The organism is Pseudomonas sp. IT-P294 (genome assembly GCF_949767865.1).
Lineage (GTDB): Bacteria > Pseudomonadota > Gammaproteobacteria > Pseudomonadales > Pseudomonadaceae > Aquipseudomonas.
Window position 1 is genome coordinate 595,929 of sequence record NZ_CATKQW010000033.1, and the last position, 25,145, is coordinate 621,073.

Genomic DNA, 25,145 nt, shown 5'->3' on the forward strand with positions numbered 1-25,145 from the left:
GCTTTTTGCCTGGCGTCGCTCCAGTCAGGCGCCGCCCTCCGTGACCGGATGCGACAGTGGTGGTATGTTTTTGAGTGTGGCAGAGTGATGGCCAGCTTCCCTACACCACAAGGAATGTTGCAGATGCGGCTTTTATTGGTTTCAACGATCACTCTACTTATCGCTGGCTGCGCTGGACCGGGCATCGTGCCGATGGGGCGCGACACATACATGGTCGCGAAGGATGGCAGCTTCACCACCTTCGGTGGCGCCGCCGTCAAGGCAGAGCTGTACCAGGAAGCCAATGTCTTTTGTGAAAACAAAGGGAAGCAGCTTATGCCTGTGAAAGAAGCATCTCGAGATTCCGGCTACGGTCGCTATGCAAATGCCGAACTGCAATTCCGTTGCCTTGATGCGAACGATCCAGAGTTGCGTCGCCCGACGATGTCGTCAGAGCCAAACGTGAAGATCAAAGTCGAGTAGGCGCCGCCCACCTTGACCGGTGGTGGCAATTTGGTTTGGGGTGGGGTATTACGGGGGGGCCTGCATGGGGCCGGAAAGCAACATGTTCAAGAAGGAAGTTAGCAATGACAGGTAACGTGTACGACGCAATACAGAGCTTCATTGGTGCTGGGGCAGTGACTGTCGTGCAAGCTTAGGCCATGCTCTCGGCATACTCTGAAAAGGTCCAAGGTCAGCTCATCTGCGCTATGTACGTAGGGCGTGATCATCTTCATAGCACCGAGCTTCAACAGCCAGGCAGCACATTTGTCGGTTATACGGATCACATTTCTTCTGATGAATACGCGCGCATCATCTATGAGAAAAACAGCAACGTAGCAACCTATCTAAACAAGATGCTCGAATGCTCTGCGAACTCCGGATTCGATCTCAACGAACTTTAACCTAATGACCGTTCTACCCAGAATTGCCGGATAGAACTCCAGTTACGACTGGAGCCCATAGGTATCCGAGCTTGGATCTAAGATGTCATCCCCAGGATCCTGCTGGATGAGTAGCACGCTCTGGTTGTGAAATGCTCTCGACACCTTTTCGCTGACAACAAAAGGTGTCGTGACACAGCGCAACATCTTTGCTTGCGTCTCGAAGTCGGCGGCGATCAGGTTCATCAGCAACAATTGGTGAACCTCCTGCTGACTGTTGATGCCATGAGCTTTCATGACCTTCTTCACATCCGGCTTGAACACCCCGGCCACCTCAACCGTGAACTTCTCGATACCAAGCGCGGCTTTCTTGGCCGCGTCCTTCTCTCGCTTCCTGCGCTGCTTTATGTCTTCTGCTGTCGGCTGCTGCTGTTCCTCGGCCATGGCCTGCCTCTTCAATTCCGTGGGCCGGTATATCCAGCCATGTCTGTCGTCGGCGCTGGCGCAACTGGTTGCTGATTCGTCTCACGGCGGGCCTGGGAACTTGATGTCGTTCTCACGGGCGATCAGCCGAGCGCGCTTGGTTTCCATGCCCATCTCTTTCGCTGCTTCTATGACGGTCTTGCCGGCGTCGGCCAGCGCCTTCAATCGAGGCCTGCTTATTGCGCCCGATCCGCAGCTTGTTGCTGTGGGAGGTGCCGAACATGGCGGCCTTTTCACCGCTGACGCCGGCGGCGACTTCTTCCACCGCCCGGCCTTGGCCGAAGTACTGATCCAGCTGCTGGTTCAGGTTCGCGATGAGACTGTAAGCTCAGCCGATTAAAATAAAAGGACTTCCACCGATGAATGCACTGATTACAGTGTCGATGTTGGCGATGGGATCTTGGCTGTGGTGGGTGATCGCGGCGTTATTTGTCATCGCCGGGCTGGTGATAGGTTTTACGGCGAGAAAGCTTGTGCGCCGGTTGAGCGGTCGATATGAGTGGCTTACACGTAATCGCGGATGGTTGTTGCTGCCCGTGTGTGCAGTATTTTTCGTTTGGTTGCCATTGACCTACCACTATCCGATGGCGTACGTGCCGTATGGATTTCTGGCAGCTGTTGTGGCGAGCATCATCATCTTGTACTAGCCCTGAGAGGGCGAGTTTTCCAGATTCCCATTTTTCGCCCAATTTCGACCACTCTCGTGGGTGTCTTGGATTCATGGCTGGAATTTTGGCGAACTGGCAGCGCCCTTCGAAGTAACCTTCCTCCCACGAAGCTAAGAAAACCACTGGAAAAATTTTCCAATCTGCATTGCAGTCATGAATCCTTCATGACTGCAAAAAATGGCTATTAGAACAAACGCAAGTCCGGGCAAGAGAAAAGCAAAGCTCACAGCTCCTCCCCTCCAAAAAAGAAAAATCAAACCAATAACCAGAGCACCGCCTCCTGACAAGAGTACAAGCCAGCGCTCTCGAGCTTGATCAGGGTGCTTCTCGAACATGAATGTTTCTTCCTTGCGTATCCTTGTCACACGATGGGACCGTACATCCTGTACGAGTGAATTTCTACGGGAGTGAACGTCGGTGATTGTAGCAAACTGGAAGATTTCCAGAATTTTCTCCCATGTGTTAAATGAGTCGCCTCTGGTTGGCATGTAACTCGCCTAAATATAGAAAGAATGATATGCACCCTTAGGCATTTGCAGGCTTGAACATCAAACCAAGAAGACTCAGCGTCGCCTAGGCACAAAGACGACGAAGCGCGCTTAAGGCAGGCTCTAGGGCTGTCTGAAACTATGTTGCTTCGCGACTCGTTGCAGCGTAGACAGAGCACAACCTACAGTCGTTGCGGTCTTGCGTGGGCTCATACCAGCAACGAGATATTCCTTGATGCGACTGTGCGGCTTCTCGTCAACTGGGACGGCCTGCATACACGCCTGTCTTCTGTGCTCTCTCAATGCCCTGACCCTGACGGTGGCGGTCTTCGTAGTCCTTACGAGCGATCACAATGTCCCGTCCAATAAGGTTTGCACCTTCTGATCTGCTTTCGTCGTACTCCTCCAGACAGCGCAAGCGCATGACTCTGCGTTGGATCTGCTTTTTGTTTCGCGTCCCTCACCACTGAATCATTGACCAGACTCACGGTCATATCGCCGACCTTCGCATTTAGGACGTTCAAATGAAGCGTGCAGTAATAATGTTCCTGGCCATCTCTGGCTCTCTTCTATTAAGCGGCTGCGGTCCTCACTGGGATGACGGAGAAAGGTACGGTCGTGACCGGGGCTATGATCATGGTCGTGGATACGACCGTGGCTATGACCGAGACGAGGACGATGATCGAGGGCGTGAGCGCAGATATGAGCGTCGCGATAATGATCAGGGATATGACCGCAACCACCGTCGCGATCGCGATGATAGAGATGACTAGTCAGCGCTGATTTCTCTTCCGGGGTTCCCTTCGGTCAGCTTCCCGCTATGCCTCGCTACAAAAGTTAATCTGTGAAATTCCCAGGTCCGCCAGTGGCGACGGCCTGGGTTTGCTGCGGCCCCGATTCCAAGTCAGACCCCTGGTGTTGGTTAATCACAATCGCACGCAATGGCGATGTCAGGCATGAGTGATGGACAGGTCACTGATGATGCAAACCGAGCCGTCTTCCGGGTCGGTGCTTTCGGAGTAATCAATCTGGTTGTACACACCGCCGTGGAAGGCGAGCGTTTTCGTGTCCCAGGTGTTGTCGAGGTGCATGATTGTGGAAGCGGATTTAGCGCCGTTACAGCTTGCCGAAACGGAAACGGCGCCACTCGAATTGGCGTGAATGCTGATATTGAAAAGTGCACCGAGCGGCACGTTCTCCAGCACTGTCGAGTTGACCGGATCGTCCTGCAAGTAGCTCGAACGGAACCCCATGATGATTTTGCCTTTGTTCCAGAACACCTTGACGGGTGGTCGTTCTGAATCCTTCACGTGAATCTGGGCGATCACAACCTTTTGCAGCGAGTTGACCTTGGTCACTCGCATCTCCTGACGGTTCCAGTGGTCCGTTGCGCTGGAGAACAGCCAGTAACCGGGTTCCTTCCATTCGCACCGGGTGCGCTTCGTGCTCTTGCTGGATGCGCCGAGTGTTGGCGCGGTCATCTGCAGCGAGCCATCGGGCAGCATCGAGACGATGTCCGGGCATTCGATCAGTGCGCGCCAGCCGATGATCTCAAGCGCTATCGGATTGGTATCGGAGATCGGGAGCGGGGTTGCAATGGTGAAGTTGGTGATGTCTACAGTCATGGTTTGTGCCTCATTCCGTTGATATTGCCTTGCTCAGTTGAGCCTCTCGTTTGATGCAGGCCTACATCCCACTGCTCAATCATCGAATGGGCAGAAGTGATGCTTTCCAGTGAGCTGCTCTTGCGTGGGCCAGAGTTGCGTTGGCTTGAGGTAAAGTTACCATTTGCAGATAATGCGTCAATGCATAATGGTAAATAAAAAGGTAAATAAACGACTGTTGTTGGTAAACAGCTGATTCCATTGGTTTTTCTCAAGACGAAAAAAAGCCCGCAGTAGGCGGGCTTCGTTGGTCAGGTATTAATGGCTACGCGGGGTCGGCGGGTGAGCAGGTTTTTCATCTGTAAGCGCCGCTGGGCACTTCATTTGCGCGTCATACTCGCACAGTCCTTCCTGCCTTGACTTCATCCGCATGCAGGCGAATTTTTTCTTTCTGAGCCTCCAATAGCGCGCAGATCCTCATAAGCGCCATGGACTCATCGCGCGATTTGTTGCCGCTGGCCATGTTGGTCAGCTCAACCACTGCCCAGCCGATGACGGCGGTAGCGTCTTCAAGATCGTAAAACAACTCTTGCTGAGCTGTTCTGGGGCCGTCGAGCCCTTGCATCAGATCTGCCATTTAATGTCCCTCCGCGAGCATTAGGTCTTCACTGAGTCTGTGGCAGTTCAATGAAGAGTCACAACCCTGCGACTCTCCCCGATCCTGATTCGATCCAGCGCCCGGTTAAGCGCGTCCAGGGCATCGAGAAGGGCTTTCGCCTCAGCTTCCCGGCCATCTCCCCAAAGGCGTTCTGCCATTTTGTTCAGGGCCTGGATGGAGCGCTCAATTTCAGCAGCAGTCACTGCTTTGCTTTCCTGCTTTATCTTCGGCATTTAGTAACCCTTCTGCAGGGCATTATTCTGGCTTTCAATGGTTAGCGCGAGTACATCGCCCACCAGAACACGTGCCCAAGAATCGCAATATGCTGCTCCTGGATCTGGGCAAAGGAATAATCCTCGTCCGGGTGTTCGTCACGGTTGAAGCTGCGCAGACGAATGCCAATGGGCAGGCGGTAAACCTGCTTGACGCGAAGCTGGCCGTTATGGCTGATCGCATACATGTCGCCGTCAATGATGGCGCCGAGTGAGTTTTTACCGACGTCGATACCCACGGTCGCACCTTCACGCAACACGGGGAGCATGCTGTTTCCCCTGACCACCACGCATTTCGCATTGCTGAACTGCACGTTGTTGTGGCGAAGGTCTTTCTTGAAGAAGCGAAGGCGAGAGCTGTTGCTTTCTTCGATCGCGAATCGACCGGAGCCCGCTGCCAATTCAATTTCCTGAAGGAAGGGTACGTAAACTTCGTCGTTATCGAGCGGGGTTTCGTCGTCCCATACCTCGATGTCTGACATGACGACTCCGGGCGGAATGCGCGGCGTCGCTGCATCTGAGATTGCGGCCGACTTGAGGTCGCCCTCACTTAATGGCCGATCCAGCGATCCAGGCTCAAGCCCGCACTTCATTTCGAAGTCGCGCGCCATTTTCTCCCCGATGTTTCTGAGGTGCTCTGCCTTATCAGTGAATAGCCTTGAGATGTAGGACGGCTGCTTGTCCACCTTGGCGGCAAAATCAACATCTTTCCCACCGAAGTCGCGTTCGATGATTTGGCGGACCCGGGCTCTGCGTATGTCTTTGATTTCCATCTTCCAATTAAAGCCTTTATTTCCCTTCAGGGAAATTGCCATTACTTGGTAAACATTCGAAATTCAATGATTCTTGCCGAAATAGCGTGCAAAGCCGTGGCTGGCCCGAAGAATCGAGCAGATTACTGGTTTAAAAGCAGGATTGATCATCCAGTAATCTGCATGGGTACGGACCAGTCGCGGCTGATGGGTTATCGATTAAAACGTTCGACCAACGAGTACTGGGTTGTCGCTGTCTGCGTTAACTCCTTACTGAGTTCGGCAGAATGCCTGGCTTGCTCGGATGTCTGATCTGCAAGGCTGGCGATGGTGGTGATGTTGCGGCTGATTTCCTCTGCGACGGCGCTTTGCTCTTCGGTTGCTGCTGCTATCTGGGTTGTCATGTCAGTGATGTTGGCAACGGCTTCACTGATGCCAACCAGCGCTTTGTCTGCTTCCAGCACCCACGTTACCCCCTCTTCAGCCTGGCGATGGCCGCTCTCCATCGTCTTCACGGCATTATTGGAAGAGACTTGCAACTTGGAGATCAGGCCGTGGATCTGAGCAGTAGACTCAGTTGTGCGTTGTGCCAGTTGGCGCACTTCGTCCGCGACCACCGCGAAGCCCCGGCCCATATCTCCAGCACGCGCGGCTTCGATTGCGGCATTAAGGGCTAATAAGTTGGTTTGATCGGCAATGCCTTTGATGACATCGACAACCGTCCCGATTTCGTTGCTGTCTTTGGCTAGCTGGGCAACGGTTTGTCCTGTCTCGCCGACCACGGCGGAGAGACGCTGGATGGCTTCGCGGGTGTCCCGGGCAACGTCGCGACCACGGCTGGTCAGCACATTGGCCTCTTGAGTTGCATCGGCCGTGCGCTGGACGTGGCTTGCAACTTCTTGAGTGGTCGCCGCCATCTGATTGACGGCGGCCGATACCTGCTCGGTTTCGATTCGCTGGCGATCAAGTCCGCGCGAACTGTCGCTGGCGAGAGCGTCGGATCTCCCGGCCAGCCCGGTCAGTTGCTCAGCGGTGTCTTGCAGGCGCGTCAGACAAGTCTTGAGGCGTGATGCCTGACTGACGAAAGCCGTTTCAAGTCGCCCGTGGTGACCTCGCTTGTCGCTATACATTTGTGCAATCAGTTGGTCGGAAGTGGAGGCCTCTGCCATGTCCAGCAAGTCTTGGGCGCCACGCTTTTGCCGGTGCGAAACCATCAGTCCTAGCGGCACCGATACGCCTACGGCAACTATTGTCGCCACGGGAGTGCTGAGGAATACACCTCCCAACGTACCCACTAAGCCCATCGTCAAAAACGGCAGCCAGTCCATGAGGGCGGGTTGCCAGTTATCACTGCCGGGGACGGCAGACTTGCCCAGGCTTATTCTTTTGTAGAGGGCTTCGGCGCGGCGGATCTGCTCAATGCCTGGTTTTACTCTGACCGATTCATAACCAACAATCTGGCTGCCTTCAAAAATAGGCGTGACGTAGGCATTGACCCAGTAGTGATCACCATTCCTGGAGCGATTCTTGACGATGCCCATCCAGGGTTTGCCCTGCTTGAGGGCGGCCCACATATGCGCAAATATTGCCGAGGGCACGTCCGGGTGGCGAACGATGTTCTGAGGGGCGCCTATCAGATCAGCTTTGTTGAAGCCGCTGATTTCCACGAAGGCATCATTGCAGTAAGTAATGACCCCTCGCGAATCCGTGGTCGAGATGAGTTTCTGTTGAGGTCCAAGGCTGACCTCGCGCTGTGTAACGGGTTGATTGTTTCTCATCTGTATTGCTCCAATGCCCTAAGGTAGAGGCATCGGCACGAACCTGCAAAAGGTTAGCGAGTCCTTCTAAATGAACCTGTCTCGCGTCGGAAAGTGTAGGAATGGCCGTGCTGCTATCAACGCCTTCTTCCCTGAGCCATTTCGCTGATGACCGATCAGGCGATCCTGGCTTGTGGTCCCCTGTCCTGTACGTGCTGATTGTCTGCGGCGCTCAGGTTGATCGCAATTGGGGCGTAAGATAGCGGTGCTACCTCACCAAAAGGAGCCGCATATGATCGCCAATCAGATGAACAAACAGGCCTCTGAAAACCGGATGGTTTGGGATCAATACTTCTGCGCTGCGTTGATCGCGGAAAGCAATCTGACGGCACCGGTCGTCGGGGCTGTCACTCATGACGACAGGCAAAACCTGTTGATTGAAAGAGCAAAAGCGCTCGCCGACAAGATGATGGAACACCGAAGATAATCAGGGCCCAGCCAATGCGCTGGGCTCTGCGCATAGGGCGATTCGAATGAAAGGCTCGGGGCTGTCGCCGATAGGGGTTGCCCCAAGATCCATAAAAATTGTGTGGATATTTAATAGGTTACGAGTATTTTTAACTGAATAGTGATCAAAATATATTGTTACAACTGAAATGCTCGGGTATTATCGCCCCGCGTTCACCACCACGGTTTATGCATTTTTGAGTCCCAAGCGTCCATCAGCTGCTTGGGCTTTTTTTTGCCTGAAATTTGGCAAGCGCTGTCATCGACTCACTCCTTCGAATCATCGTTCATGAGAATCAGGCGAGCTGCAGTTTTCTAGGCTACTACTGACTGGCCAAACTCAAACGCTGTCTGATGGAGGTCTCGATGCTGGTTCATTGGTCGCTTGCGGCAATTCACTTGCTGGCTTTTGCCATCGGGTTCTGGGCGGTGCTCACTCGAGGGACTGCATTCAGCCGCCTCGCGGCTGGGGCGGGGGAGGCGCGCAGTGTTTTGATGGCCGACAACCTGTGGGGCATCTCTGCCGTCGTTCTACTGATTAGCGGTGGGATGCGAGCCTTCGGCGGGTACGAAAAAGGCACTGATTACTATCTCCATCAGCCCCTTTTCCATCTCAAGATGACATTTTTTGTGCTCATCCTGCTTCTCGAAGTTGCACCGATGATTACGCTGATCAAATGGCGAGTTGCCTTGAGTCGTGGCGCGGCGATCGATAGCGGGCGCGCGAAGCTGTTCGCCCGTGTCAGCCATATGGAGGCGCTGCTGGTGTTGCTGATGGTGGTGGCTGCTACAGGCATGGCGCGCGGCGTTACGTTTGGTTAACCGAGTCCGATCACGTTCTTCCTCGAGGTTAATCGGAAACGTCTGACAGTCACGGCTGTGGGCGTGCCGGTAATATCGGCTGCAGATTTGACACAGAAAGAGGGCGCGGGCGAATAACGAGTGACGAGGCAACGCTTGAATCTTTAGCCAGCCGTGGTTCAGGGATGAACAGGCTGGCTACTGACTGCAACAGAATTCAGGGAGTTTGTGGCTTGTCTGGAGCGGTCAGGCCAGCCTGAATGCGTTGGTAGATTTCTTCGCGATGCACTGCGACGTCTTTCGGCGCGTTGATGCCGATGCGAACTTGTTGGCCGCTTACGCCCAGAATGGTGATCGTAATGTCGTCACCGATGTTTATGCTTTCACCGACTTTGCGGGTGAGTATCAGCATGGTCTTCTCCTTGATTGCTTTGTAGGGCACCTGATTCGAACAGTGCAGAGGTCGGTGTTATGTATAGATTAGTGCGAAGTCTCACGGTTTGGGTGCCTCTTTCTGACGCGCAGATGCTGCATTAATTCCCAAGGCGTAACTATACAGAGGCCGTCTCCATCATTCTCGTTGTTTTGAGCCCATTTTGCGGCACTCGGGAAGTATTCATGAATGTTAAAATCGCCGCTTTCGGCATTCAGAGGGAACCGTTGTGCGCAAAATGGTCTTGGTAATCGCAGTATTGGCGTTGGCTGGATGCGGCGAGGGTAAGGGTGTTGACGCTCAAAAGCCGAAACCGGCACTCGTTTCCGCACCAGCGGCGGCAGTCGGGCCGCAATGGGATCTCGAAGTGCGAGGCGAAACGACTCAGGCTGTCAGCGACCTGAGCGGCTGGTTGATCGAGCACAGTTTTGTTTCCAATGTCGTCGTGGAAAACGGCAAGGCGCGCATCCTGGTCGGGCCATTCAGTTCCAAAGCCGAGGCCGAGGCCAAGCAGGCGGAAGTGGCAGCAGCGCTTACCCGGGCAAAGAAACAGAACGTTGAACTGTTGGTCCTTGAACACCCCGCAGCCCAATAATAGTGTTTCTCGCGGAGCATTTCATCGGGACACCCTAAACAGGGGCGCAAGAAAATCTCAGTCCTCATTTGATGCGCATGACATCGCTAGTCCAATGAGGGGGCAGAAACGAAAAGGCCTCGGGTGAATACCCGAGGCCTTTTCGTTTCTGCGATTGATCAGCCGCAGGCCTTCAGGTTCACGGGCCCGACAAACTCGTTGCCCCGGCCCATCACGCACGCCACGCTCTGGTTACGCTGGCGTTCCCAGGCTTCGACCGGGTAGGACTTGTTCCAGGCGTCGTACAGTTGGCGATCCTGTTTCGACAGGCGCAAACCGTACTGTTTGCTCATGTAGAAATAGGTCCGGGCGATCATGCCGCGAATGGAAGGGCGGGGCATGACCTTCTTTGCCTTGAAGTCGACCTGGGTCAGGCAAGAACCGTATTGACCCGATTGCACAGGCAGCCAGCCGAAACTGAAATTGCTGCGGTCGCCGTTTACCTCACCGATGCTTGGCACCAGGTTGTGCAGGTCGGCCTCGGCCTTTTGATAGGTCGGATCGTAGCGTGTGCAGTTCTTGCGCCCGCCTTCTTGCCAGCACTGACGCTGATGGCCGATCTGCCAGGCAGGAACAATGTGTTCCCACTCAATGCGCGCCGCGCGCTTGGCGTTCTTGCGCGGCACATACCCACAGGCCGTCAGGTTGACTTTGTTGCCGGTGTATTTGCAGCCGCAATAAAATTCGGTGGATTGCGGCGCGTACAGCTTCCAGGCGACTTTCTTGGCTTCGCTGAAAGTGCGTGGCGCGCCAGCCTGGGCGCTGAGGGTGATAAACAGAAACAGCAAAGCAAAACAGCGGACACTCATTGACTCAATCTTCCTTCGGCACAACCCAGAAAATCTGCACACCACCGTCGTCGCGATAGGCGAGGGTGACGTTATCGTTCTCGTCGATTTCCTCGAGCAATTGTTCCCACTCATCCACAGGTTCGTCCGGCAACCGGAAGATCAGCGCGGCTTTGGCTTTCTGAGCAGTAGGGGAATTGATGATTTTCTGAACGCGCAGGCCCATGCGTGCGTAGGCGTCAGGAGAGGCAGAGGAAGTGGCCATGGAATTATCCTTATTAAGCTGTACGTGCATACAGTATTTAACTGTAGGCATTTTCGCAACTGCTTAAAATTCAAGAAATTCCTCTGACAGCAGTTTTTACCGTTTGGTGTAGGACAAAGGGGAGTTTTTCAGGAAGAGGGAAGGTGCGGTATGAACCCCTTGCCAATGCTGGCAAGGGGTGAGGAAAGTGCCCGACCGGAACCGGTCGGGCGAGGGCGAATCAGTATTCCCAGAACATCCGTTGCAGCTCTTTGCTGTCGTTGGTCTTGGTCAGTGCGACCATCGCCAGGATGCGGGCTTTTTGCGGGTTCAGGTCATGCGCCACGACCCAGTCGTATTTGTCGTCAGGCTGTTCGGCGTTGCGCAGTACGAACCCGCCGGCGTTGACGTGGGACGAGCGAATGATTTGAACGCCGTCCTTGCGCAGGGCTTGCAGGGCTGGAACCACGCGCGAGGACACCGAGCCATTGCCCGTGCCAGCGTGGATGATCGCTTTGGCGCCTGACTTCGCGAGCGCTTTGTAGGCTGTATCGCTGACGTTGCCATAGGAATAGGCGATTTCTACGTCAGGCAGGCTCTTGATGGTTTTGATGTCGAATTCTGAATCCATGGTGTGACGCTTGGCCGGCAGGCGGAACCAGTAGGATTTACCTTCAACCACCATGCCGAGTGGACCCCAGGCACTTTTGAACGCCTCGGTCTTGATGTTGATCATTTTGCTGACATCGCGACCCGACTGGATCTCATCATTCATGGTCACCAGGACGCCTTTGCCGCGCGCTTCTTTGCTGCTGGCGACGGCGACGGCGTTGTACAGGTTCAGCATCCCGTCCGCCGACATCGCGGTGCCAGGACGCATCGAGCCAACCACGATGATCGGCTTGTCGGTTTTTTCCACCAGGTTCAGGAAGTAGGCGGTTTCTTCCAGCGTGTCGGTGCCGTGGGTGATCACGATGCCATCGACGTCTTTGCTGTCAGCCAGTTCAGCCACGCGACGACCCAGTTGCAGCAGGTTGTCGTTGGTGATGCTTTCAGAGGCGATCTGCATGACCTGTTCGCCACGGACATTGGCCAGTTGGCTGAGCTCGGGAACCCCGGCGATCAACTGATCGATACCGACTTTCGCCGCCTGGTAGGTCGCGCTGTTGGCGGCGCTCGCGCCGGCTCCGGCGATGGTGCCGCCAGTGGCTAGGATCACCACGTTGGCCAGTTTCTGTTGAGTTTCGACTTCTTTTGCCTGAAGAGCGGTAGGCAGCAGGAGCAAGAGGGCCAAGGCGCCCGGAATAAAAGTGTTGAAGGCAGATTTCATTATTTTCTCTCTAGTAGTGACGGTGCTGATGCAGGTTCATCTAGATGCGCCCCAGGCAGATCTGAACGCCGGGGGTGCAGGAGAAGAGCAGGATCTGTACCAGCCCTACGTTGAATGAGAAAAACTTTTAAACCGATGATTTATATGAATATTAATCTTGTGGACTACAGGCGTTAAACGTTGTGTTGTCCGGGATTCCGAATAAGTTGAGGATTCTCGTTCGGCTCTCCGAAAAGGCCTACGACTGCTGGTGAGTAAGTCGCCTTGTCAGATGGAAAATCCGTGCTAAAGAAACCGGCGCAAAGGTCGATGCCCTTTCAAGGGATTTTTTCTTTTCGGGAGTTAACATGTCTTTATCCGTCGGTTTTCCAAATCCAAGCGCAGTCACCATCGGTGGCAAGACCACGGCGACGATCAATGCCTTGAACGACACAGCAGCCGACACCGCGACTCCGCTGACAGATAAGGATAAAAACCAGGTAAGAACCGGTGGTGCTGCACCGGACAAAAGCCCATCAGAAAGTAAAAGCAGCCAGAGCATTGCCGTGCAGGTGCTGCTTAAGCGCATGCAAGAACTGCAGAAGCAGTTGCGTGAAGAGCAACAACAACTGGCGGCAGCTCAGGCAGCGTCTTACCCGACCCCGGAAGCCAAGGCCACGGCGGTCATGGCGATCCAGGGGCAGATAGCCGATACGAACGGTGCCCTGGCACAAGTGGCGGGCAGCCTGGTGAAAGAGTTGGCCAAAGACTCCAGCGCCGGTGCTCTGGTCAGCACGACGGCGTAACGTAGAGCGGTAAGACCCATACAGGTCGTTGACAAATCAAAGCAGGGTTCGCATAGTTCGGTCTACGCAAACGTTTGCGCGACGCTCTCGATGGATTGATCCATCGCAGGGCGCACGGCAATCTTCGCCAGCGCAAGCGTTGCTCACAATAATCATAAGATCGGAGTGAACCCATGAAGCTGCCATTCGCTGGACGTCTTCTTGCTGTCGCTATGCTGGCTGCCGCATCCGCCGCGCTGCCTGTCTCATCGGCCTTCGCCGAGACGCCTGAAAAGCCCAAAGTCGCCCTGGTCATGAAATCTCTGGCCAACGAATTCTTCCTGACCATGGAAGACGGCGCGAAGGCTTATCAGAAAGACCACTCCGGCGATTTCGAGCTGATCTCCAACGGCATCAAAGACGAAACCGACACCGCCGGCCAGACGCGCATCGTCGAGCAAATGATCCTGGCCAAGGTTAATGCGCTGGTCATCGCGCCAGCCGATTCCAAGGCCATGGTGCCGGTGATCAAGAAAGCCATCGATGCCGGTATCACCGTGATCAACATCGATAACCAGCTGGACCCGGCCGTGGTCAAAAGCAAAAACATCAATGTACCGTTCGTAGGGCCGGATAACCGCAAAGGTGCGCGTCTGGTCGGCGAATACCTGGCCAAGCAGCTGAAGGCAGGGGATGAAGTCGGCATCATCGAGGGTGTGTCCACGACCACCAATGCCCAGGCCCGTACGGCGGGCTTCAAGGATGCGATGGAAGCGGCAAAGATCAAGATCGTCTCCGTGCAATCCGGCGACTGGGAAATCGACAAGGGCAACAAGGTTGCCGCCTCGATCCTCAGTGAATACCCCGAAGTCAAAGCGTTGCTGGCCGGCAACGACAGCATGGCCGTCGGCGCCGTTTCTGCGGTGCGTGCATCAGGCAAGGCCGGCAAGGTGCAAGTGGTCGGTTACGACAACATCAACGCCATCAAGCCGATGCTCAAGGATGGTCGCGTCCTGGCCACCGCTGACCAGTTTGCCGCCAAGCAAGCCGTGTTCGGCATCGAGACTGCGCTGAAAATCATCAAGGGCGAGAAGGTCGACAGCGGCACCAATGGCGTGATCGAAACGCCGGTGGAACTGGTCACCAAGTAATCCTTCCGGCCACACGAGGGTGCTCGCCCGTCGGGGCGAGCACATGGAGATTTTTATGTCAGTTTGCGCCCCGAACGCTGTCCTCTCGGTGAGCGGTATCGGCAAGACCTACGCCCAACCCGTGCTGACCGGCATCGACCTGACACTAATGCGCGGTGAAGTGTTGGCGTTGACCGGTGAGAACGGTGCCGGTAAAAGCACGCTGTCGAAAATCATTGGCGGACTGGTCACGCCGACCACCGGCCACATGCAATTCCAAGGGCAGGATTACCGCCCCGGCAGCCGCGCCCAGGCCGAAGACCTGGGCATCCGCATGGTCATGCAAGAACTCAATCTGTTGCCGACCCTGTCGGTGGCGGAAAACCTGTTTCTCGATAACTTGCCCAGCAGCGGCGGCTGGATCAGTCGCAAACAACTGCGCAAGGCGGCGATCGAGGCCATGGCTCAGGTCGGGCTCGACGCGATCGACCCGGACACTCTGGTCGGCGAACTCGGCATCGGTCACCAGCAAATGGTTGAGATCGCCCGCAACCTGATCGGCGATTGCCATGTATTGATCCTCGACGAACCGACCGCGATGCTCACCGCCCGCGAAGTCGAAATGCTGTTCGAGCAAATCACGCGTCTGCAGGCCCGGGGCGTCTCGATCATCTATATCTCCCACCGCCTCGAAGAACTGGCACGGGTCGCCCAGCGCATTGCGGTTTTGCGCGATGGCAACCTGGTTTGCGTCGAGCCGATGGCCAACTACAACAGCGAGCAACTGGTGTCGTTGATGGTGGGCCGTGAACTCGGCGAACACATTGACCTGGGGCCGCGCAAGATTGGCGCGCCAGCCTTGACGGTCAAAGGCCTGACCCGCTCCGACAAGGTTCGCGATGTGTCCTTTGAAGTGCGTGCCGGCGAGATCTACGGGATTTCCGGATTGATCGGGGCAGGGCGCACCGAGCTGCTGCGTCTGATCTTTGGTGCGGACACGGCGGACAGTGGCACCGTCGCCCTGGGGGCGCCGCCTCAAGTGGTGACCATCCGTTCGCCGGCCGATGCGGTCGGTCATGGCATCGCCTTGATCACCGAGGACCGTAAAGGCGAAGGCCTGCTGCTGACCCAATCGATCAGCGCCAACATTGCGCTGGGTAATATGCCGGAGATTTCCAGCGGCGGTTTCGTCAACAACGCTGCCGAGATGTCCCTGGCCCAGCGTCAGATCGACGCCATGCGCATCCGCAGTTCGAGCCCTACGCAGCTGGTGTCCGAGTTGTCGGGCGGCAACCAGCAGAAGGTCGTGATCGGCCGCTGGCTGGAGCGCGACTGTGCGGTGATGTTGTTCGATGAGCCGACCCGTGGCATTGATGTCGGCGCCAAGTTCGACATCTATGCACTGCTCGGTGAGCTGACGCGGCAGGGCAAAGCGCTGGTGGTGGTGTCTAGCGACCTGCGCGAACTGATGTTGATTTGCGACCGGATTGGCGTGTTGTCGGCGGGGCGCCTGATCGACACCTTCGAGCGCGACAGCTGGACCCAGGATGATTTGCTTGCCGCCGCGTTCGCCGGCTACCAAAAACGTGATGCGTTGCTCAATGAAGCAGCGCCTAGGGATCTTCCATGAAAACTGCATCTTCTGCCGGCAAACGTAGTGGCAATTTCTACGGCCTGGGCACCTATCTGGGCCTGGCCGGTGCCTTGCTGGCGATGGTTGCGCTGTTCTCGGTATTGAGCAGCCATTTCCTGTCTTACGACACCTTCAGCACCCTCGCCAATCAGATTCCCGATTTGATGGTGCTGGCGGTGGGCATGACTTTCGTGCTGATCATCGGCGGCATCGACCTGTCTGTCGGCTCGGTGCTGGCGCTTGCGGCGTCGACGGTCAGCGTGGCGATTCTCGGCTGGAGCTGGAGCGTTCTTCCCGCGGCGATACTCGGGATGGCAGTTGCGGCCCTGGCCGGGACCATCACCGGTTCGATCACCGTGGCGTGGCGGATTCCGTCGTTCATCGTGTCCCTCGGCGTGCTGGAAATGGCCCGAGGCGTGGCGTACCAGATGACCGGTTCGCGCACCGCTTATATCGGTGATGCCTTCGCGTGGTTGTCCAACCCCATTGCATTCGGCATCTCGCCGTCGTTCATCATTGCGTTGCTGATTATCATCATTGCCCAGGCCGTGTTGACCCGTACGGTGTTCGGTCGCTACCTGATCGGCATCGGCACCAACGAAGAAGCCGTGCGTCTGGCCGGGATCAACCCAAAGCCCTACAAGATCCTGGTGTTCAGTCTGATGGGGTTGTTGGCCGGGATTGCTGCACTGTTCCAGATTTCCCGACTGGAAGCGGCGGATCCGAATGCCGGCTCCGGGCTTGAGCTCCAGGTGATTGCCGCCGTGGTGATCGGTGGCACCAGTTTGATGGGCGGCCGAGGTTCGGTCATCAGCACATTCTTTGGGGTCCTGATTATTTCCGTGTTGGCGGCAGGGCTGGCGCAGATCGGCGCAACCGAGCCCACCAAACGCATTATCACTGGCGCGGTGATCGTGGTGGCGGTGGTGCTGGATACGTATCGCAGTCAGCGCGCAAGCCGGCGGACCTGAGTCATGGCAACGATAAAAGATGTGGCGGCACTCGCGGGAATTTCCTACACGACAGTTTCCCATGTGGTGAACAAGACCCGGCCGGTCAGCGAAGAAGTGCGTGTCAAAGTCGAGGCGGCGATCAAGACCCTGGACTACGTGCCAAGCGCCGTGGCCCGTTCGTTAAAAGCCAAGACCACCGCGACCATCGGGTTGCTGGTGCCCAATAGCCTCAACCCTTACTTTGCCGAGCTGGCGCGCGGCATCGAGGATTACTGTGAGCGAAATGGCTACTGCGTGATCCTCTGCAACTCCGACGACAACCCGGACAAACAACGCAGCTACTTGCGCGTGTTGCTGGAGAAGCGCATCGACGGTTTGATCGTGGCATCCGCCGGCGGCGATGCTGGACTGGCTGAAGGCCTCGCCGGTGTGCGCACCCCGATGGTAATCGTCGACCGTGGGCTGGAAGGCGTGAATGCCGATCTGGTGCGCATCGACCACGAATACGGCGCCTATCTGGCCACCCGTCATCTACTGGAACTGGGCCATCGGGATATCGCCACTATCGGCGGCCCGGCGGGGACCAGCGTGGCACAGATGCGTCTGGCCGGTTATCGCCGAGCCTTGCAAGAAGCAGGCGTCGAAGTGCATCGCGAGCGCATGCTGGAAAGTGACTTCACCAGCACAGGCGGTTACAACGCCGCTGCGATTCTGCTGGAAAAGAACCCGCCCAGCGCGATCTTTGCCGGTAACGACATGATCGGCATCGGTGTGCTTCGAGCGGCTGCCGAGCGCAATGTGCGTGTGCCGACCGAACTTTCGGTCATCGGCTTCGACGATATCCAGATGAGTCGTTATGTCTACCCGGCGCTGACTACCGTGGGGCAGTCGATCCTGCAGCTCGGTGAGATGGCGGCCGAAGTGTTGTTAAGACGGATCGCATCACCCGATATGGCTACCGATCAACGGATCGTGACGCCCAGTATTGTCCTGCGAGAGTCGACTGCACCGCTCGCCGGTGTGTTCGACGAATACCGCTGAAACCGAATTTGACGAGTGATGTATGCCAGCAAAAGTAGTGGTAATAGGCAGCCTGAACATGGACTTGGTGACCCGGGCTCCACGGTTGCCCCGTGGCGGTGAGACGCTGATCGGCGAGTCATTTGCCACGGTGTCCGGCGGTAAGGGCGCAAACCAGGCCGTCGCCGCGGCGCGGCTTGGGGCGCAGGTCTCGATGGTCGGTTGTGTCGGCAGCGATGCCTATGGCGAAGAGCTGCGCGGCGCGTTGTTGGCCGAGCAGATCGATTGCCAGGCGGTCAGTACTGTCGAAGGCGCCAGCGGCGTGGCCTTGATCGTGGTCGATGACAACAGTCAGAACGCGATCGTGATTGTTGCCGGTGCGAACGGGGCGCTGACGCCTCAGGTCATCGATCGGTTCGATGCGGTGTTGCAGGCGGCGGATGTGATCATTTGTCAGCTGGAAGTGCCGGATGCCACGGTGGGCTACGCCCTCAAGCGCGGCCGTGAGCTCGGCAAAACCGTGATTCTCAACCCGGCGCCGGCCAGTCGACCACTGCCGACGGATTGGTATGCGTCCATTGATTACCTGATTCCCAACGAAAGCGAAGCCTCAGCCCTGAGCGGTGTGGCGGTGGACTCTCTGCAGTCCGCCGAAACGGCCGCCAGCGCTCTAATCGCCTTGGGTGCCAGCAAAGTCATCATCACCCTTGGCGCTCAAGGGTCGCTGTTCGCCAACGGCACAGGCTTTGAACATTTTCCGGCGTCGCAGGTGAAGGCGGTCGATACCACCGCTGCCGGTGACACGTTCGTGGGGGGCTTCGCCGCTGCTTTGGCGTCCGGCAAAAGCGAAGCCGAGGCAATCCGTTTTGGCCAGGTAGCTGCTGCGCTGTCCGTCACCCGCGCCGGTGCACAACCCTCGATTCCCTCCTTGTCCGAAGTGCAGGCGTTCAAAGCACCATGAAAAAAACACCATTACTCAATATCGCACTGTCCCGGTTGATCGCCTCCCTTGGCCACGGTGACATGGTCGTGATCGGCGACGCCGGCCTGCCTGTACCGCCAGGCGTTGAGCTGATCGATCTGGCCCTGACGCAGGGGATTCCCGATTTCGTCAGCACCTTGAAGGTGGTGCTCAGTGAAATGCAGGTTGAGCGGCATGTGTTGGCCCAGGAAATCCTCGACAAGCAACCGCCTGCCTTGAGCGCGCTTGATGAACTGAACGCCGAAGGCGCGCTGGGCCAGCGGGAGCTGCTCAGCCATGAGCAATTCAAAGTCCTCAGCCGCCAAGCGCGGGCGATTGTCCGGACCGGCGAATGTGCGCCTTACTGCAACATCGTGCTGGTCTCTGGAGTGACCTTCTAACGCGGCTTGCCTACATTCGTTTCCCCACGCACAAGGAGTGCGATATGCACCGCTATGCTCAGAAACTGCACCACTTGCTCCGGAGTCTGCTGCTTTTGTCCCTGATTACTGCAACGAGCGCCCAGGCGGCGGAAAAAATCGACTTGATCATCGACACCGATCCCGGCGCGGACGACGTAGTCGCGTTGCTGTTTGCGCTGGCATCGCCGCAAGAGTTGAATATTCTTGCGTTGACCACCGTCGCCGGCAACGTGCGTCTGGACAAGACTTCACGAAATGCACGACTGGCTCGCGAGTGGGCGGGGCGCGAAGAGGTGCCGGTCTATGCGGGTGCGCCGAAGCCGTTGATGCGTACACCGATTTACGCCGAGAACATCCACGGCAAGGAAGGTTTGTCGGGCGTCACCGTGCACGAGCCTAAGAAAGGCTTGGCCGAAGGCAATGCGGTCAATTACCTGATCAATACCTTGAAAGCCGCCAAGCCCCACAGCATCACCCTCGCCATGCTGGGGCCGCAGACCAACCTGGCCCTGGCGCTGATCCAGGAACCTGAAATCGTCCAGGGCATCAAGGAAGTGGTGGTCATGGGTGGCGCGCACTTCAATGGGGGCAACATCACGCCAGTGGCCGAATTCAACCTGTTCGCCGACCCGCAGGCGGCAGAGGTGGTGCTCAAAAGCGGCGTGAAGCTGACGTATCTGCCACTGGACGTGACTCACAAGATCCTCACCAGTGAGGCGCGTTTGAAGCAAATCGCAGCGCTCAATAACAACGCCAGCAAGCTGGTCGGCGATATTCTCAACGAGTATGTCAAAGGCGACATGGAGCACTACGGTATTCCAGGTGGCCCGGTGCATGACGCGACGGTCATCGCCTACCTGCTCAAGCCTGAGTTGTTCATCGGTCGCTCGGTCAATGTGGTCGTTGATAGCCGCGAAGGACCAACCTTTGGTCAAACCATCGTCGACTGGTATGACGGCCTGAAGGCGCCGAAGAATGCTTTTTGGGTTGAAAGTGGCGATGCCCAGGGCTTCTTCGATCTGCTGACCCAGCGTCTGGCTCGTCTGAAGTAAGCGTTGACCCCGCAGGTGCCAGCCTGCGGGGTTTTATTTTCTCTCGGTTTCCAAGGCGCCATTCACGACAGCAGGGTATTTCTCGAAAACTTGCTTGATGAATGATTGGGCTGATTCGGCTCCCAGTGCTTTGACCAGTAGATCGATGCCAATGATTGCCAACTCTTCCGGGCTGCCCGGACTGTAAGAGCTATGGCCCTGTGGCCACTTGACGGTGATGGTGGCGTCGATGCTTACGGTGGTCATGATTGCGCTCGAAAAGTCGGGAAAGTCTGAGTGTCGAGTTAACCATTTTGCACGAGATTTGGCACTCCGACTTAGGCATGAGGGGAGGGCTATGCGACACTTGGTCTTTGACCGATTTTCAAGGACCGCGCTGTGCAGATCGATTTGAACACCCCTGACGGCTTGACCCTTGAGGCGGTGCGCCAGCTATTGGCCGCTGCCAGTGATGACGAACATACGCAATTGCGTGTGACCAAGGACGGGATTGCCTACATTTCATCCGGCGTTGTAGGTGGCACCGATATCAACGGCCTGCTGTTTCGCCTTGAAACGTGGGCCAAGGGCTCCGGGTATGTTGGATTGGTCGCGGCCAGCGACGAGGTCTGGGTCATGCAGATCTTCAACGCGCTGAAGGAAAACTGGCCGACCCCGCCCTTCGATTACATTGATGTCTATTGAGCGGCGTTCATATTCAGTCACGATTGAGTGATGAACGACAGAGCGCTGCTCAGGCAAACTCACTGCTTGTGCGGGTCAAGGGCCGGGCGAGGACGCTCACCTTGAAACCAAACGCCGGATTGGCGGTCGCAAGATCTCAGCTTAACTATTGGAAAAAAGGAGGCTTCATGCCTTGGAAGCTCGCGTCATTGGGTACTTTGTTCGCTGTCACGCTGCTGGCGGGTTGCAGCAGTTCGACTTCGCAGCCTGCGACAGACCCCGTTACGACGACTGACACTGGCCACAGCCGTTGTGAGGCCAAGGCGGCAGAATTCGCCATCGGCAAAGCGGCTTCGGCCGCGCTGCTGGAACAGGCGCGTACCCGCGCTGGTGCACAGAATGCACGGTTCCTGGGGCCGAACGATATGGTGACTCTGGAATACCGCTCTGATCGCCTGAATCTCAATACCGATGCCAATCGGGTGGTGACACGCATCAACTGCGGCTGATCTGCCCAGGCTTTTGTATCGCCCATAAAAAACCCCGTCACATGGACGGGGTTTTTTTAGTGCGCCAGAAACTTACTCTGGGCGAACTTGTGCAGCTTGCATACCCTTTTGGCCTTTCTCAGCCACGAAGGAAACGGTTTGGCCTTCTTTCAGGCTTTTGAAACCGTCGCTTTCGATAGCTTTGAAGTGTACGAACAGGTCGTCACCGCCACCTTGAGGAGTGATGAAGCCGAAGCCTTTTTCATCGTTGAACCATTTAACGGTGCCGGTTTGGCGATTAGACATGGTGTATCTCCAAGAAACTTATATTTTCAGTAGTGCTGTGCTGCTCAGGCCAACTGGGCACACCGGACTATCATAGTCGAAATGTTCGCTTTGGGAGCCCCCCGGACGTGCTGTTTGCCCTGCAGTCGCATTCTGTTTGCTGCTTTGTTTCGCTGCAAGCCCCGTTTTAGAAGGCTTTCAGCCAAAAGTAAAGACAGTAAAAAAACCTGTAAAACCTGCATAAATTGTAAAAAAAAGCGGTTTTCAGAAGCTTTTTACTGTCGTGGGCGGGGTGAAAATCCCGACATCAGGCTTATTTTTTTTCTTTGGAATCGGCTTTGCACGCGGAAATTTGCGTCAGTGCCTTTTGCTTCAGTGCGTCGTTGGCTGTATTGTCCATCAGGGCCTGGAGGTCCTTGGCTGGATACGATTTGATGGCGTCGGCACCACACGCGCAGTGGGCCTTGGCGGCTGCATCACCGATCTGCGTCGCCGCTGCCGGTGTACATTGCTGCATGTACTTTGCGCGCAGGTCTTTAGGCCATTCGGCGTGGGCAGTCAGTGGTAGCAGCAGAACGATGGGGGCGACTACTGCGAACAAACGATTCAGACGCATGCTGGGATGCTCCTTGTGGGTCAATGTCGTGTTTATCTGAGGGGTAAAGCAGGATTCAAGTTCAGCACTCTGGCATAAAAAGAGCGGATTGACCTCGGTCGCGAGCCTCGTTGCATCGACGACCGTTCATCTGTGCTAGCATGCCTCGCTCGGGCGTTTGCAGGCTCCGGATGACTTTCAGTCCCGGTGGCGGCAATTGCGCGAATAACCCTGATTTGAATCCCAGTCACTCTGGTTCGGTTTTCCGGTTGGCCGCAAGGCTCCTGCCGCTGTAAGGCAGGCGTTCGTCATTGAATGGCCTGGATCGGATCTTGTACTGGCTCATCCCAACCCACGTGACCTTTGGTAGGGGTCACCACTAGGAGAGGAGGCGCCATGCCAACTATTACTCTTCCCGACGGCAGTCAACGTTCATTCGATCACCCGGTTTCCGTAGCCGAGGTCGCCGCATCCATTGGTGCAGGTCTGGCCAAGGCCACCGTGGCCGGCAAGGTCAATGGCAAGCTGGTTGACGCCAGCGACATCATCGACAGCGATTCCACGCTGCAAATCATTACGCCAAAGGATGAAGAGGGGCTGGAGATCATTCGCCACTCTTGCGCTCACCTGGTCGGCCATGCGGTCAAGCAGCTGTACCCGACCGCTAAAATGGTCATCGGGCCGGTCATCGACGAAGGCTTCTATTACGACATCGCCTTCGAGCGTCCCTTCACTCCGGACGACCTGGCTGCCATCGAACAGCGCATGCAGCAGCTGATCGAGAAAGATTACGACGTGATCAAGAAAGTCACTCCGCGCGCCGAAGTGATCGAAGTGTTCAAGGCCCGTGGCGAAGACTACAAGTTGCGCCTGGTCGAGGACATGCCGAACGAGCAGGCGATGGGCCTGTACTATCACGAAGAATACGTCGACATGTGCCGTGGTCCGCACGTGCCGAATACGCGTTTCCTGAAATCCTTCAAACTGACCAAGTTGTCCGGCGCCTACTGGCGCGGCGATGCCAAGAACGAGCAATTGCAGCGCGTTTACGGCACCGCTTGGGCTGACAAGAAGCAGTTGGCGGCTTACATCCAGCGCATTGAAGAAGCCGAGAAGCGCGATCACCGCAAAATCGGCAAGCGCCTGGGCCTGTTCCACACCCAGGAAGAGTCGCCGGGCATGGTCTTCTGGCACCCGAACGGCTGGACCCTGTACCAGGTGCTCGAGCAGTACATGCGCAAGGTTCAGCGCGATAACGGCTACCTGGAGATCAAGACTCCGCAGGTCGTTGACCGCAGCCTGTGGGAGAAATCCGGGCACTGGGCCAACTATGCCGACAACATGTTTACCACTCAGTCGGAAAACCGCGACTACGCCATCAAGCCGATGAACTGCCCGTGTCACGTGCAAGTGTTCAATCAGGGCCTGAAAAGCTACCGCGAGTTGCCGATGCGTCTGGCCGAGTTCGGTGCTTGCCACCGTAACGAGCCATCGGGTGCGTTGCACGGCATCATGCGCGTGCGTGCATTCACTCAGGATGACGCCCACATCTTCTGCACCGAAGAGCAGATGCAGGCCGAGTCCGCTGCGTTCATCAAGCTGACCATGGACGTTTATGCCGACTTCGGCTTTAAAGAAGTCGAAATGAAGTTGTCCACTCGTCCGGAAAAACGCGTCGGTTCCGACGAACTGTGGGATCGCGCCGAAGCTGCATTGGCTGCAGCACTCGACAGCGCGGGCCTGCCGTACGATTTGCAGCCGGGCGAGGGTGCATTCTATGGTCCGAAGATCGAGTTCTCGCTGAAAGATTGCCTGGGTCGTGTCTGGCAGTGTGGTACCCTTCAGCTCGATTTTAACCTGCCTGTCCGTCTGGGAGCCGAATACGTCTCCGAAGACAACAGTCGCAAGCACCCGGTTATGTTGCACCGGGCGATCCTCGGATCCTTCGAACGTTTCGTCGGAATCCTGATCGAGCACTACGAGGGTGCATTCCCTGCGTGGCTGGCTCCGACCCAGGCAGTGATCATGAATATCACTGATAAACAGGCCGATTTTGCCGCCGAGGTTGAAAAAACTCTCAACGAAAGCGGATTTCGTGCCAAGTCTGACTTGAGAAATGAAAAGATCGGCTTTAAAATCCGCGAGCATACTTTGCTCAAGGTTCCTTATCTCTTGGTTATCGGAGATCGGGAAGTCGAGATGCAGACTGTCGCTGTGCGTACTCGTGAAGGTGCTGACCTGGGCTCGATGCCCGTCGCCCAGTTCGCTGAGTTTCTCGCGCAAGCGGTTTCCCGGCGTGGTCGCCCAGATTCGGAGTAATTACTATTAAGCGTGAAATGAGACAAGATAAACGAGCTGCACCGAAAGCCCCGATCAACGAGAATATCTCGGCACGCGAGGTTCGGTTAATTGGGGCTGAAGGTGAACAGCTTGGGATTGTGTCAATTGAAGACGCGCTTCTTAAGGCTGAAGAGGCCAAACTGGATTTGGTGGAAATTTCCGCCGATGCAGTACCCCCTGTTTGCAAACTGATGGACTACGGCAAATCGATCTTCGAGAAGAAGAAGCAGATTGCCGCGGCCAAGAAAAACCAGAAGCAGATTCAGGTTAAAGAAATCAAGTTTCGTCCAGGGACGGAGGAAGGGGATTACCAGGTAAAACTGCGCAACCTGGTACGTTTCCTGAGTGATGGGGACAGGGCCAAGGTATCCTTGCGATTCCGCGGCCGTGAGATGGCCCACCAGGAGCTGGGGATGGAACTCCTCAAGCGAGTTGAAGGTGACTTGCTCGAGTACGGTTCGGTCGAACAGCATCCTAAGATGGAAGGACGCCAGCTGATCATGGTCATCGCCCCGAAAAAGAAGAAGTAATCAATAGGGCACGGCAGGCCTTCTGAT

32 protein-coding genes and 1 pseudogene are annotated in these 25,145 nt (G+C 56.2%); 17 read left to right on the forward strand and 16 right to left on the reverse strand.

From position 1 onward, the window contains the following. The first annotated feature begins 123 nt into the window (after positions 1-123). Entirely contained in the window at positions 124-462 is a 339-nt protein-coding gene (locus tag ACM6I0_RS21780) for a hypothetical protein (RefSeq protein WP_414923220.1), read from the forward strand. A gap of 464 nt (positions 463-926) precedes the next feature. Here the strand turns inward: ACM6I0_RS21780 and ACM6I0_RS21785 are convergent, their stop codons facing one another. Next, positions 927-1,307, reverse strand: a complete 381-nt coding sequence (locus ACM6I0_RS21785; RefSeq protein ID WP_414923221.1) for a hypothetical protein — start codon at positions 1,305-1,307, stop codon at positions 927-929. Between the two features lie 81 nt (positions 1,308-1,388). Continuing rightward, on the reverse strand, positions 1,389-1,511 hold the full coding sequence (locus ACM6I0_RS21790) for a hypothetical protein (RefSeq protein ID WP_414923222.1): 123 nt from the start codon (positions 1,509-1,511) through the stop codon (positions 1,389-1,391). A 194-nt stretch (positions 1,512-1,705) separates the two neighbouring features. On the opposite strand from ACM6I0_RS21790, the gene ACM6I0_RS21795 reads away from it, so the two are divergent. Continuing rightward, positions 1,706-1,993 carry a hypothetical protein gene (locus ACM6I0_RS21795; protein ID WP_414923223.1) on the forward strand — a complete coding sequence of 96 codons (288 nt, stop codon included), beginning with the start codon at positions 1,706-1,708 and terminating at the stop codon, positions 1,991-1,993. 131 nt (positions 1,994-2,124) lie between these two features. Here ACM6I0_RS21795 and ACM6I0_RS21800 read toward each other — a convergent pair whose 3' ends face one another. The 7 genes and pseudogenes from ACM6I0_RS21800 to ACM6I0_RS21830 form a co-directional block, all read right to left on the reverse strand. Next, positions 2,125-2,349, reverse strand: coding sequence for a hypothetical protein (locus ACM6I0_RS21800; protein WP_414923224.1), 225 nt, complete (start codon positions 2,347-2,349; stop codon positions 2,125-2,127). Positions 2,350-3,452: 1,103 nt separating this feature from the next. Continuing rightward, on the reverse strand, positions 3,453-4,127 hold the full coding sequence (locus ACM6I0_RS21805; RefSeq protein WP_414923225.1) for a polysaccharide lyase family 7 protein: 675 nt from the start codon (positions 4,125-4,127) through the stop codon (positions 3,453-3,455). Between the two features lie 370 nt (positions 4,128-4,497). After that, on the reverse strand, positions 4,498-4,743 hold the full coding sequence (locus ACM6I0_RS21810) for a hypothetical protein (protein WP_285433195.1): 246 nt from the start codon (positions 4,741-4,743) through the stop codon (positions 4,498-4,500). A 47-nt stretch (positions 4,744-4,790) separates the two neighbouring features. Beyond that, a complete protein-coding gene (locus tag ACM6I0_RS21815) occupies positions 4,791-4,997 on the reverse strand; it encodes a hypothetical protein (RefSeq protein ID WP_208672175.1) in 207 nt (68 codons plus the stop codon). Between the two features lie 41 nt (positions 4,998-5,038). Continuing rightward, positions 5,039-5,851 carry a S24 family peptidase gene (locus tag ACM6I0_RS21820; RefSeq protein WP_414923226.1) on the reverse strand — a complete coding sequence of 271 codons (813 nt, stop codon included), beginning with the start codon at positions 5,849-5,851 and terminating at the stop codon, positions 5,039-5,041. 149 nt (positions 5,852-6,000) lie between these two features. After that, positions 6,001-7,083, reverse strand: a complete 1,083-nt coding sequence (locus tag ACM6I0_RS21825) for a methyl-accepting chemotaxis protein (RefSeq protein ID WP_414923338.1) — start codon at positions 7,081-7,083, stop codon at positions 6,001-6,003. Between the two features lie 216 nt (positions 7,084-7,299). Continuing rightward, positions 7,300-7,566: pseudogene (locus ACM6I0_RS21830) on the reverse strand (PAS domain-containing protein); the annotation flags it as partial. 271 nt (positions 7,567-7,837) lie between these two features. Here ACM6I0_RS21830 and ACM6I0_RS21835 point away from each other — a divergent pair. Both ACM6I0_RS21835 and ACM6I0_RS21840 read left to right on the forward strand, forming a co-directional pair. Next, positions 7,838-8,032 carry a hypothetical protein gene (locus ACM6I0_RS21835; RefSeq protein ID WP_222585574.1) on the forward strand — a complete coding sequence of 65 codons (195 nt, stop codon included), beginning with the start codon at positions 7,838-7,840 and terminating at the stop codon, positions 8,030-8,032. Positions 8,033-8,418: 386 nt separating this feature from the next. Beyond that, positions 8,419-8,874: a DUF2214 family protein gene (locus tag ACM6I0_RS21840; protein WP_285433189.1), complete on the forward strand. Its 456-nt coding sequence runs from the start codon at positions 8,419-8,421 to the stop codon at positions 8,872-8,874. A 196-nt stretch (positions 8,875-9,070) separates the two neighbouring features. Here the strand turns inward: ACM6I0_RS21840 and csrA are convergent, their stop codons facing one another. After that, positions 9,071-9,265, reverse strand: a complete 195-nt coding sequence (gene csrA, locus ACM6I0_RS21845) for a carbon storage regulator CsrA (RefSeq protein ID WP_007938114.1) — start codon at positions 9,263-9,265, stop codon at positions 9,071-9,073. A gap of 250 nt (positions 9,266-9,515) precedes the next feature. Between csrA and ACM6I0_RS21850 the strand changes: the two genes are divergently transcribed. Continuing rightward, positions 9,516-9,881 (forward strand): SPOR domain-containing protein, encoded by a 366-nt coding sequence (locus ACM6I0_RS21850; protein ID WP_285433181.1) that lies wholly within the window; start codon positions 9,516-9,518, stop codon positions 9,879-9,881. A gap of 158 nt (positions 9,882-10,039) precedes the next feature. Here ACM6I0_RS21850 and ACM6I0_RS21855 read toward each other — a convergent pair whose 3' ends face one another. The 3 genes from ACM6I0_RS21855 to ACM6I0_RS21865 all read right to left on the reverse strand — a co-directional run bounded on the left by ACM6I0_RS21855 (position 10,040) and on the right by ACM6I0_RS21865 (position 12,282). Beyond that, complete coding sequence (locus ACM6I0_RS21855) at positions 10,040-10,729, reverse strand: endonuclease (RefSeq protein ID WP_414923227.1); 690 nt, start codon at positions 10,727-10,729, stop codon at positions 10,040-10,042. Between the two features lie 4 nt (positions 10,730-10,733). After that, positions 10,734-10,973: a DUF1654 domain-containing protein gene (locus ACM6I0_RS21860; RefSeq protein ID WP_285433179.1), complete on the reverse strand. Its 240-nt coding sequence runs from the start codon at positions 10,971-10,973 to the stop codon at positions 10,734-10,736. Positions 10,974-11,193: 220 nt separating this feature from the next. Continuing rightward, complete coding sequence (locus tag ACM6I0_RS21865) at positions 11,194-12,282, reverse strand: asparaginase (RefSeq protein WP_285433177.1); 1,089 nt, start codon at positions 12,280-12,282, stop codon at positions 11,194-11,196. A 347-nt stretch (positions 12,283-12,629) separates the two neighbouring features. On the opposite strand from ACM6I0_RS21865, the gene ACM6I0_RS21870 reads away from it, so the two are divergent. The 8 genes from ACM6I0_RS21870 (at position 12,630) to ACM6I0_RS21905 (ending at position 20,217) form a co-directional block, all read left to right on the forward strand. Further along, on the forward strand, positions 12,630-13,067 hold the full coding sequence (locus ACM6I0_RS21870) for a hypothetical protein (RefSeq protein ID WP_414923228.1): 438 nt from the start codon (positions 12,630-12,632) through the stop codon (positions 13,065-13,067). A gap of 173 nt (positions 13,068-13,240) precedes the next feature. Continuing rightward, positions 13,241-14,197 (forward strand): sugar ABC transporter substrate-binding protein, encoded by a 957-nt coding sequence (locus tag ACM6I0_RS21875; RefSeq protein WP_414923229.1) that lies wholly within the window; start codon positions 13,241-13,243, stop codon positions 14,195-14,197. 55 nt (positions 14,198-14,252) lie between these two features. Further along, positions 14,253-15,806 carry a sugar ABC transporter ATP-binding protein gene (locus tag ACM6I0_RS21880; protein ID WP_414923230.1) on the forward strand — a complete coding sequence of 518 codons (1,554 nt, stop codon included), beginning with the start codon at positions 14,253-14,255 and terminating at the stop codon, positions 15,804-15,806. Beyond that, positions 15,803-16,780, forward strand: coding sequence for an ABC transporter permease (locus tag ACM6I0_RS21885; RefSeq protein WP_414923231.1), 978 nt, complete (start codon positions 15,803-15,805; stop codon positions 16,778-16,780). The genes ACM6I0_RS21880 and ACM6I0_RS21885 overlap by 4 nt, the downstream gene beginning before the upstream one ends. Before the next feature lie 3 nt (positions 16,781-16,783). Then, on the forward strand, positions 16,784-17,803 hold the full coding sequence (locus ACM6I0_RS21890; protein ID WP_285433168.1) for a LacI family DNA-binding transcriptional regulator: 1,020 nt from the start codon (positions 16,784-16,786) through the stop codon (positions 17,801-17,803). Between the two features lie 22 nt (positions 17,804-17,825). Continuing rightward, positions 17,826-18,743, forward strand: a complete 918-nt coding sequence (rbsK, locus tag ACM6I0_RS21895) for a ribokinase (RefSeq protein WP_285433167.1) — start codon at positions 17,826-17,828, stop codon at positions 18,741-18,743. Next, on the forward strand, positions 18,740-19,144 hold the full coding sequence (rbsD, locus tag ACM6I0_RS21900) for a D-ribose pyranase (RefSeq protein WP_222585585.1): 405 nt from the start codon (positions 18,740-18,742) through the stop codon (positions 19,142-19,144). Before rbsK ends, rbsD begins: the two co-directional genes overlap by 4 nt. 44 nt (positions 19,145-19,188) lie before the next feature. Continuing rightward, on the forward strand, positions 19,189-20,217 hold the full coding sequence (locus ACM6I0_RS21905; protein ID WP_414923232.1) for a nucleoside hydrolase: 1,029 nt from the start codon (positions 19,189-19,191) through the stop codon (positions 20,215-20,217). Positions 20,218-20,250: 33 nt separating this feature from the next. Here ACM6I0_RS21905 and ACM6I0_RS21910 read toward each other — a convergent pair whose 3' ends face one another. After that, on the reverse strand, positions 20,251-20,463 hold the full coding sequence (locus ACM6I0_RS21910; RefSeq protein ID WP_414923233.1) for a hypothetical protein: 213 nt from the start codon (positions 20,461-20,463) through the stop codon (positions 20,251-20,253). A gap of 132 nt (positions 20,464-20,595) precedes the next feature. Between ACM6I0_RS21910 and ACM6I0_RS21915 the strand changes: the two genes are divergently transcribed. Both ACM6I0_RS21915 and ACM6I0_RS21920 read left to right on the forward strand, forming a co-directional pair. Beyond that, positions 20,596-20,901: a hypothetical protein gene (locus tag ACM6I0_RS21915; RefSeq protein WP_414923234.1), complete on the forward strand. Its 306-nt coding sequence runs from the start codon at positions 20,596-20,598 to the stop codon at positions 20,899-20,901. A gap of 167 nt (positions 20,902-21,068) precedes the next feature. Further along, a complete protein-coding gene (locus ACM6I0_RS21920) occupies positions 21,069-21,389 on the forward strand; it encodes an I78 family peptidase inhibitor (RefSeq protein ID WP_285433158.1) in 321 nt (106 codons plus the stop codon). Positions 21,390-21,461: 72 nt separating this feature from the next. On the opposite strand, the gene ACM6I0_RS21925 is transcribed toward ACM6I0_RS21920, so the two are convergent. Together ACM6I0_RS21925 and ACM6I0_RS21930 are read right to left on the reverse strand one after the other, a co-directional pair. After that, positions 21,462-21,674: a cold-shock protein gene (locus tag ACM6I0_RS21925; protein WP_003179963.1), complete on the reverse strand. Its 213-nt coding sequence runs from the start codon at positions 21,672-21,674 to the stop codon at positions 21,462-21,464. A gap of 292 nt (positions 21,675-21,966) precedes the next feature. Then, on the reverse strand, positions 21,967-22,269 hold the full coding sequence (locus ACM6I0_RS21930) for a hypothetical protein (protein ID WP_285433157.1): 303 nt from the start codon (positions 22,267-22,269) through the stop codon (positions 21,967-21,969). Positions 22,270-22,644: 375 nt separating this feature from the next. Here ACM6I0_RS21930 and thrS point away from each other — a divergent pair, with 375 nt between their 5' ends. Together thrS and infC are read left to right on the forward strand one after the other, a co-directional pair. Beyond that, positions 22,645-24,567 carry a threonine--tRNA ligase gene (gene thrS, locus ACM6I0_RS21935; protein WP_123403703.1) on the forward strand — a complete coding sequence of 641 codons (1,923 nt, stop codon included), beginning with the start codon at positions 22,645-22,647 and terminating at the stop codon, positions 24,565-24,567. After that, positions 24,567-25,118, forward strand: coding sequence for a translation initiation factor IF-3 (infC, locus tag ACM6I0_RS21940; protein ID WP_169857083.1), 552 nt, complete (start codon positions 24,567-24,569; stop codon positions 25,116-25,118). The genes thrS and infC overlap by 1 nt, the downstream gene beginning before the upstream one ends. Positions 25,119-25,145: the final 27 nt, after the last annotated feature.

What these genes read in the sequence shown, in the direction of transcription:
- ACM6I0_RS21925 (WP_003179963.1), bottom strand. Translation starts at nt 21,674, where the DNA reads ATGTCTAATCGCCAAACCGGCACCGTTAAATGGTTCAACGATGAAAAA.
- ACM6I0_RS21810 (WP_285433195.1), bottom strand. Translation starts at nt 4,743, where the DNA reads ATGGCAGATCTGATGCAAGGGCTCGACGGCCCCAGAACAGCTCAGCAA.
- ACM6I0_RS21930 (WP_285433157.1), bottom strand. Translation starts at nt 22,269, where the DNA reads ATGCGTCTGAATCGTTTGTTCGCAGTAGTCGCCCCCATCGTTCTGCTG.
- ACM6I0_RS21815 (WP_208672175.1), bottom strand. Translation starts at nt 4,997, where the DNA reads ATGCCGAAGATAAAGCAGGAAAGCAAAGCAGTGACTGCTGCTGAAATT.
- ACM6I0_RS21870 (WP_414923228.1), top strand. Translation starts at nt 12,630, where the DNA reads ATGTCTTTATCCGTCGGTTTTCCAAATCCAAGCGCAGTCACCATCGGT.
- ACM6I0_RS21875 (WP_414923229.1), top strand. Translation starts at nt 13,241, where the DNA reads ATGAAGCTGCCATTCGCTGGACGTCTTCTTGCTGTCGCTATGCTGGCT.
- ACM6I0_RS21780 (WP_414923220.1), top strand. Translation starts at nt 124, where the DNA reads ATGCGGCTTTTATTGGTTTCAACGATCACTCTACTTATCGCTGGCTGC.
- ACM6I0_RS21905 (WP_414923232.1), top strand. Translation starts at nt 19,189, where the DNA reads ATGCACCGCTATGCTCAGAAACTGCACCACTTGCTCCGGAGTCTGCTG.
- ACM6I0_RS21885 (WP_414923231.1), top strand. Translation starts at nt 15,803, where the DNA reads ATGAAAACTGCATCTTCTGCCGGCAAACGTAGTGGCAATTTCTACGGC.
- ACM6I0_RS21800 (WP_414923224.1), bottom strand. Translation starts at nt 2,349, where the DNA reads ATGTTCGAGAAGCACCCTGATCAAGCTCGAGAGCGCTGGCTTGTACTC.
- ACM6I0_RS21840 (WP_285433189.1), top strand. Translation starts at nt 8,419, where the DNA reads ATGCTGGTTCATTGGTCGCTTGCGGCAATTCACTTGCTGGCTTTTGCC.
- rbsK (WP_285433167.1), top strand. Translation starts at nt 17,826, where the DNA reads ATGCCAGCAAAAGTAGTGGTAATAGGCAGCCTGAACATGGACTTGGTG.
- ACM6I0_RS21880 (WP_414923230.1), top strand. Translation starts at nt 14,253, where the DNA reads ATGTCAGTTTGCGCCCCGAACGCTGTCCTCTCGGTGAGCGGTATCGGC.
- ACM6I0_RS21795 (WP_414923223.1), top strand. Translation starts at nt 1,706, where the DNA reads ATGAATGCACTGATTACAGTGTCGATGTTGGCGATGGGATCTTGGCTG.
- ACM6I0_RS21860 (WP_285433179.1), bottom strand. Translation starts at nt 10,973, where the DNA reads ATGGCCACTTCCTCTGCCTCTCCTGACGCCTACGCACGCATGGGCCTG.
- rbsD (WP_222585585.1), top strand. Translation starts at nt 18,740, where the DNA reads ATGAAAAAAACACCATTACTCAATATCGCACTGTCCCGGTTGATCGCC.
- ACM6I0_RS21865 (WP_285433177.1), bottom strand. Translation starts at nt 12,282, where the DNA reads ATGAAATCTGCCTTCAACACTTTTATTCCGGGCGCCTTGGCCCTCTTG.
- ACM6I0_RS21890 (WP_285433168.1), top strand. Translation starts at nt 16,784, where the DNA reads ATGGCAACGATAAAAGATGTGGCGGCACTCGCGGGAATTTCCTACACG.
- csrA (WP_007938114.1), bottom strand. Translation starts at nt 9,265, where the DNA reads ATGCTGATACTCACCCGCAAAGTCGGTGAAAGCATAAACATCGGTGAC.
- ACM6I0_RS21835 (WP_222585574.1), top strand. Translation starts at nt 7,838, where the DNA reads ATGATCGCCAATCAGATGAACAAACAGGCCTCTGAAAACCGGATGGTT.
- ACM6I0_RS21920 (WP_285433158.1), top strand. Translation starts at nt 21,069, where the DNA reads ATGCCTTGGAAGCTCGCGTCATTGGGTACTTTGTTCGCTGTCACGCTG.
- thrS (WP_123403703.1), top strand. Translation starts at nt 22,645, where the DNA reads ATGCCAACTATTACTCTTCCCGACGGCAGTCAACGTTCATTCGATCAC.
- ACM6I0_RS21820 (WP_414923226.1), bottom strand. Translation starts at nt 5,851, where the DNA reads ATGGCAATTTCCCTGAAGGGAAATAAAGGCTTTAATTGGAAGATGGAA.
- ACM6I0_RS21910 (WP_414923233.1), bottom strand. Translation starts at nt 20,463, where the DNA reads ATGACCACCGTAAGCATCGACGCCACCATCACCGTCAAGTGGCCACAG.
- ACM6I0_RS21805 (WP_414923225.1), bottom strand. Translation starts at nt 4,127, where the DNA reads ATGACTGTAGACATCACCAACTTCACCATTGCAACCCCGCTCCCGATC.
- ACM6I0_RS21855 (WP_414923227.1), bottom strand. Translation starts at nt 10,729, where the DNA reads ATGAGTGTCCGCTGTTTTGCTTTGCTGTTTCTGTTTATCACCCTCAGC.
- ACM6I0_RS21785 (WP_414923221.1), bottom strand. Translation starts at nt 1,307, where the DNA reads ATGGCCGAGGAACAGCAGCAGCCGACAGCAGAAGACATAAAGCAGCGC.